Below are 6,800 nucleotides of genomic sequence, written 5' to 3'. Positions count from 1 at the left end.
CCAGCGGAGGCAAAAAAGCGCGGCGCGAAATCTGTCGTAAAACGCGACGTTGTGCGGCTGGTCACAGCGGGAACGCTCACCGAGGATGATCTGCTGGATAGCGCGGCCAACAATTATTTGGCTAGCCTTGCCATGATCCAGCATGGCGATGCCGATTTTGCAATTTGCTACACGGATATTTCAACGGGCGAAATGTTCTTTTGTGATGTGAGCGCTGAGCAGCTAAGCGATGAGTTGGCGCGCATTGAACCAACAGAGTTAATTGTTGCAGAGCAAACGCACCGCTTCATCATTCAAAACAATTTGTTGCCCATTGCCTTTTCGGGTCAATTGGCCGTGCAATCGGCTGATCTTTTCAATTCCGAAGCAGCAACAGATGTGTTGCACAAAACTTTTGGCGAAGCCGCAGGCCCGCTTTTAGGGCAGTCTCGCATTGTACGCTCAGCATTAGCAGCGGCGATCAGCTATATAGATCAAACCCAAAAGGGCGCAAAAGTGCCCTTGCGCTTGCCCCAGCGTGCAGGTGAAAAACTCATGCAAATCGATGCGGCAACCCGCATGTCACTTGAGTTGTTGCGCACCAACCGGGGCGAAACCAAAGGCGCTTTACGTGCCACTATGGACAAATGCATCACCTCAGCGGGTTCGCGCCTGCTGTCGGCGCGCCTCAGCGCTCCCTTGTGCGATCCGGCGGCCATTGTTGAGCGCCACAATATGGTGGGTGATTTCTTCGACAATAGTTTGGTTACGTCGCTCGTGCGCCAAAAACTAAAATCAACCCCAGACATTGTGCGCGGTCTTACGCGTTTGGCACTTGGGCGCGGTGGACCCCGCGAAATGCTGGCCATTCATGCAGCCATTTCCGGCGCCGTTGAATTATCTCAAGAACTGATTGCGCTGGATCGCCCAAGCGCCGGCAATCAGCAATTGATAGATGTGCTTTCAAATGCCCCCAAAGATTTAGCGGTGCAAATCGCAGAGCGGCTGCAAGACGATGTGCCCATGTTGCCCCGCGACGGCGGATTTGTGCGCCAAGGGTTTGATCCTGAATTGGACGAATTCCGCAAGCTCGCCACGCAAAGCCGGCAGGTCATTGCAGCCCTTCAGGCTCGCTATGCCGATGAGACCGGCATTAAAGCGATCAAAGTAAAGCACAACAACGTCTTGGGATTCTTTGTTGAAGTGCCTGCAAGTCATGGCAACAAGCTCATGGCCGAACCGCTCAATCAGACCTTTATTCATCGGCAAACCCTAGCCAATGCTGTAAGGTTTAATACGAGTGAACTATCTGAATTACAAGGTAAAATTACTCACGCAAGTGACGCTGCCTTAGCCATAGAACTCTCGATATTTGAGCAGTTGCGTACGATTATCTTGGACCGCACTTCTGCACTGCAAGAATTGGCCGACGCCTTGGCTGAACTTGATGTTTGTGTTGCCTTAGGCCAACTGGCGCTTGAGCAAAACTACTGTCGGCCAAAAATCGACAAAGGCAATGCTTTTGAAATCAAGGATGGTCGACACCCGGTTGTTGAAGTGATGCTCGCCAAAGGTGGCAAAACCTCGTTTGTGGCAAATGATTGCGACCTTTCGCCAAAGGGTGAGCAGGCAAATGGCGCGCTCTGGCTAATCACAGGTCCAAATATGGGTGGTAAGTCGACCTTCTTGCGCCAAAACGCCCTCATTGCCATCATGGCGCAAATGGGTTCCTTTGTGCCCGCAAGCGCTGCCCATATTGGGGTAATAGATCGGGTGTTTTCTCGGGTTGGTGCAGCTGATGATATCGCTCATGGCCGCTCAACCTTTATGGTCGAAATGGTCGAAACAGCTGCTATTCTGAATCGCGCCACGGCTTCTTCTCTGGTGGTTTTGGACGAAATTGGGCGCGGCACCGCCACATTTGATGGGCTTTCCATTGCTTGGGCCGCTGTTGAAGCTTTGCATGAAAACACAGGCTGTCGGGCTTTGTTCGCCACCCATTACCACGAATTGACCGCCCTTTCGGATCGTCTGGATCGTGTGTCAAACCACACCATGAAAGTGCGTGAATGGGAAGGCGATGTGGTCTTTTTGCATGAGGTGGCAAATGGCACTGCTGATCGCTCTTATGGTATTCAAGTGGCAAAATTGGCCGGCCTGCCCACCCATGTGGTTGAGCGGGCGCAAGAAGTGCTTGATATTTTGGAAAAGCGGGAGACAAATGACGTGGCATCGGGCGTGGCGCAATTGCCCCTATTTGCTCAGCGTCGCCCCGAACCGAAACCAAAAACTGACAATTTGCTGCAAAACCGTATCAACCAAATCAATCCAGATGAATTGACGCCGCGTATGGCGATCGATTTACTCTATGAACTCAAAAAGCTTAGCCAAAAACATGCCGAACGCTAGTCGCCCAAATTTGCAGTTTACACTTGCTAAAGCTGATGTCGTCATCAGCGAAATCTTGCTTGAAATTGGTGACGAAAACCCGGCCGGGTCTAAAGCAAGGGCTGTTGTGCTCAAAAAGGCAAAAGAGATTTTAGCCACTGCCCATCGCGAAGCAGAAGCGGATCTGATTGCAAATGGGCGCGGCCGCGCTTGTGCAAAAAACCTCAATAAAGCCCAAGACGAATTGATCAAAATGGCGTTCCGCTTCGCTTCGGAATATGTCTATCCCGTGACCAACCGGTCTGACGCGGAAGCTCTGTCGATTTCTGCGGTAGGGGGCTATGGCCGGGGCACCCTGGCACCAGGTTCTGACATCGATCTATTGTTTATCCTGCCCTATAAGCAAACCCCCTGGGGCGAAAGCGTCACAGAATATGTGCTCTATTTGCTTTGGGATTTGGGCCAAAAAGTGGGCCATGCTGTCCGCTCAATCGATGAGTGCTTGCGCATGGCAAAAGCGGATATGACCGTGCGCACCGCAACGCTGGAAGCGCGCCACATAACGGGCGACAAAGATTTGTTTGTTGAGTTGCAAACCCGTTTTGCCGAAGAAATCATGGCGGATAGCGGCCCTGAGTTTATTGCGGCAAAAATGGCAGAGCGCGATGAACGGCATGAGAAAATCGGCAATACCCGCTTTGTAGTTGAACCAAATATCAAAGAAGGCAAGGGTGGCCTTCGCGATCTCAACACGCTGTTTTGGATCGCTAAATATTTTTACCGCGTCAAAAAAAGCGCCGAATTGATCAAACGTGGCGTATTCTCCAAAACCGAATACCGCCGTTTCCGCCGCTCTGAAGACTTTTTGTGGGCCATTCGCTGTCACTTGCATTTTCTCACCGGCCGAGCCGAAGAAAAGCTCAGCTTTGAGCTGCAGCAAGAACTGGCAAATCGCCTTAATGTTACGGGCCGCGCCGGGCTGAAACCCGTCGAGCGCTTAATGAAGCGCTATTTTGCGGTGGCAAAAGACGTCGGTGACCTCACACGGATTTTTTGTACTTCACTTGAGTTTAATCACGCCAAAGACGTCGACATGCTGGGGCGCATGCGCAAAACCCTATCCCGACGCCGCAAAATTAAAGGCGAAACCGACTTTGTGATCGACCGAGGTCGCCTGAATATTGTTGATGATGATGTTTTTGCCAACAACCCAATTAATCTCATCAAGATCTTTTACATCGCGGGTCAGGAAGGCATTTTATTCCACCCCGACAGTCTGAAGCAGATTAACCGTTCCCGCAAATTGATCGACAAAGAGCTGCGAACAGATCCTGAAGCGAACCGCTATTTTCTTGAAATCCTCACCCACGCACCTTCTGTTGAGCGCATTTTGCGCCGCATGAATGAGGCTGAGGTCTTGGGGCGTTTCGTGCCCGAGTTCGGCCGTATCGTGGCGTTGATGCAATTCAACATGTATCATCATTATACAGTGGATGAGCACCTGATCCGTGCCGTGGGCGTCATGGCCGAGATTGTGCAGGGTGGCCTAAAAGACGAGTTGCCCCTAACCCATGAATTACTGCCCCATTTGGCGGATGTTAAACTGCTGTTTGTGGCGCTATTCTTGCACGATATCGCCAAGGGCCGACCAGAAGACCATTCTATTGCCGGGGCAAAAGTGGCCCGTCGCCTTTGTCCGCGTTTTGGCCTAACGGAAGCTGAAACCGATACAGTCGCCTGGCTCATCGAGCAGCATTTGGTGATGAGCGAAATTTCCCAAAGCCGAGATGTGCAAGACCCAGAAACCGCCTTAAATTTTGCCCAAATCGCTCAAAGTCCAGCAAGATTGAGCCTATTGCTGGTGCTTACCGCTTGCGATATTCGCGCGGTTGGCCCCGGTGTATGGACCGGGTGGAAGGGCTCTTTGTTGCGCGCGCTCTATTATGCCACCGAGCCAATTTTGTCCGGCGGGCACTCTCAGATTAGCCAAGCGGATCGCACCTTGGCCGCCAAAGAGCGTTTGGCCCAAGCCTTGCGGGACTGGCCAAAAGCCCAAGCGGACGAATATTTGGATCTACATTATCCAGCCTATTGGATTCGCTCAGAATTCCAGTTGCAAATTGATCACGCGCATATGATCCGCAAAGCCAATCAACTCGGTCAGCCATTTGCTGGTTGTGTGGGGATCAACAGCTTTGAAGCGGTCACCGAAATTTCGATCTATACCCCAGATCACCCGCGCTTGCTTTCAATGATTGCGGGGGCTTGTACATTGTCCAATGCGGACATTATGGGCGCTCAGATCACCCTAATGCGGGACGGTAAAGCCCTAGATACCTTACGCTTGAAGCGCAGCTTCACCTCGGATGAAGATGAGCGCATTCGCGCGCTCAAAATCATTGAAATGGTGCAAAAGCTTTTAAGCGGCGAAAAACGCTTGCCAGACGAATTGGGCGCCGGGTCCAAACTCAACAAGCGGTTAAAGCCGTTCAAAGTCCCAACAGATGTGATTATTTCCAACTCGCTTTCTCGCAAATTCACCGTGATCGAAGTGTCTGGTTTGGATGGCTCGGGCCTGTTGCACGATTTGACCAAAACCATTGCCGATCTCAATTTAACCATTGGGTCCGCGCACATTGGTACATTTGGCGAGCGCGCGATTGACGTGTTCTATGTCACCGACCTTACAGGCATGAAGGTTGTCGATGAACGGCGTCAGAAAAAGATCAAAGAGGCACTGATTGAAACCTTTGAGCAAAAAAATGGCACAAAACCAGCCAAGAAAAAAAGCCAAGAGTTGAGCGCGTGAGCCTGATAAAGAACTTTGCAAGCGTTGGCGGGGCAACTCTATTGTCGCGCCTGCTTGGGTTTGCGCGCGATATTATGATGGCGGGTATACTTGGCGCTGGCCCGGTGGCCGATGCATTTGTCGCCGCCTTTCGCTTACCCAATATGTTTCGGCGGATTTTGGCCGAAGGTGTGTTCAACACCGCCTTCATTCCCCTTTTTGCCAAAGCCTTGGAACAAAAGGGCGAAGAAGAAGCCAGACGCTTTTCTGCCAATATCGTTTCGTCGCTCATATATATCTTGCTGGCGCTGACCTTGCTGGCAGAGATTTTTATGCCACAACTCATATTGGTGCTGACCACAGGGTTTGCGGATGATCAGCAAAAGTTTGACTTAACGGTTTTGCTGGCGCGCATTTGTTTCCCCTATTTGGCCTGCATGTCGCTGATGGCTGCCTATGGTGCTATTTTGAACGGGTTGCGCAAATTTTTCCTCGCCGCTCTGGCCCCAACCCTACTCAATGTGGTGTTGGTTGCGGTGCTCGGGTATTTGGTGTTTGTCGCCCACGACACGCGTTTCGCAGCCATTGTGATTTCTTGTGGCGTTCTGGTGGGCGGGATAGCACAAATCGGCTTGGTTGCTTGGGCCCTCAAACAAACGGGGTTCTTCCCCGGATTAACTGTGCCAAAAATCGACAATGACCTCAAAAAATTCTGGGCCCTTGCCATCCCTGCCATCCTGACGGGCGGGGTCACCCAAATCAACATTTTGGTGGGCACCAATATTGCGTCTTCCCAAGAAAGTGCCATCGCCTATCTTTATTACGCTGATCGACTTTATCAATTGCCATTGGGGATGATTGGCATCGCCATTGGCATTGTTTTGTTGCCCGAATTGTCCCGCCTGTTGAAATCAGGTGAGCAACAAAAAGCGGCCAATGTGCAATCAAAAAGCCTGTTTTTTGGGTTGATGCTGACCTTGCCAGCCGCGGTGGGATTGTATGTGATCGCCAACCCATTGCTTGTTACTTTGTTCCAACGTGGCGCTTTTGATGGACAAGCCGCCAACCAAAGCGCACAGGCCTTGCAGGTTTTTGCACTGGGGCTCCCTGCTTTTGTTTTGGTCAAAGTGTTTCAACCCAGCTATTTCGCGCGCGAAGATACCAGAACCCCGGCCATATTTGCCGCCGTTTCGGTAGTGCTTAATATTGGCTTCTCCCTTCTCTTATTTCCTCGTTTAGGCCATGTGGGGATCGCCTGGGCCACCACCATTTCCGGTTGGGCCAATGTCATTATGCTCATTATGACGCTGGCCTTTTGGCGCGAACTCATGCTGCCACTATCAGCGCTTGGTCGCACGTTTTCCCTAATGGCGATCAGCGCAATTATGGGCGCTATCTTGTACTTTGCGGCTGACTTTTTAAGCCCGCAATTTGTCGTTGAACAATTCCCATTGTGGTGGCGGGCATCGGCTCTTTCGGTTTTGGTTTTTGTCGGTGCAGGCAGCTATTTTTTTCTCTTGCACCTTTTTGGCATTCAGCGCCTCTTCACGACGACGCAGATCAAACGACGCCTGCTTCACTTTCCAGCGGAACAGGCCGCCCAGCCAGCGCGTAATGAATACCGCTTTGCGGCCAATCGGGTGCC

General features: G+C 51.5%; 3 protein-coding genes. All 3 read left to right on the top strand.

The window, feature by feature from the left end; genetic code table 11:
* Positions 1-2,388, top strand: a 2,388-nt coding sequence (mutS, locus tag Q0231_RS09250) for a DNA mismatch repair protein MutS (RefSeq protein WP_299347305.1), incomplete at its 5' end; no start/stop codon positions are given.
* Positions 2,348-5,176 carry a [protein-PII] uridylyltransferase gene (locus Q0231_RS09245; protein ID WP_299347304.1) on the top strand — a complete coding sequence of 943 codons (2,829 nt, stop codon included), beginning with the start codon at positions 2,348-2,350 and terminating at the stop codon, positions 5,174-5,176. The genes mutS and Q0231_RS09245, both read left to right, overlap by 41 nt.
* Positions 5,173-6,800, top strand: a 1,628-nt coding sequence (murJ, locus tag Q0231_RS09240; RefSeq protein ID WP_299347302.1) for a murein biosynthesis integral membrane protein MurJ, incomplete at its 3' end; no start/stop codon positions are given. The genes Q0231_RS09245 and murJ, both read left to right, overlap by 4 nt.

It is taken from the genome of uncultured Maritalea sp., assembly GCF_937139385.1.
Taxonomy (GTDB): Bacteria; Pseudomonadota; Alphaproteobacteria; order Rhizobiales; family Devosiaceae; genus Maritalea; species Maritalea porphyrae_A.
This window is presented reverse-complemented; position numbering and strand designations above follow the sequence as displayed.

Coding starts and splice junctions, on each gene's coding strand:
- Q0231_RS09245 (WP_299347304.1), top strand. CDS start 2,348: ATGAACTCAAAAAGCTTAGCCAAAAACATGCCGAACGCTAGTCGCCCA.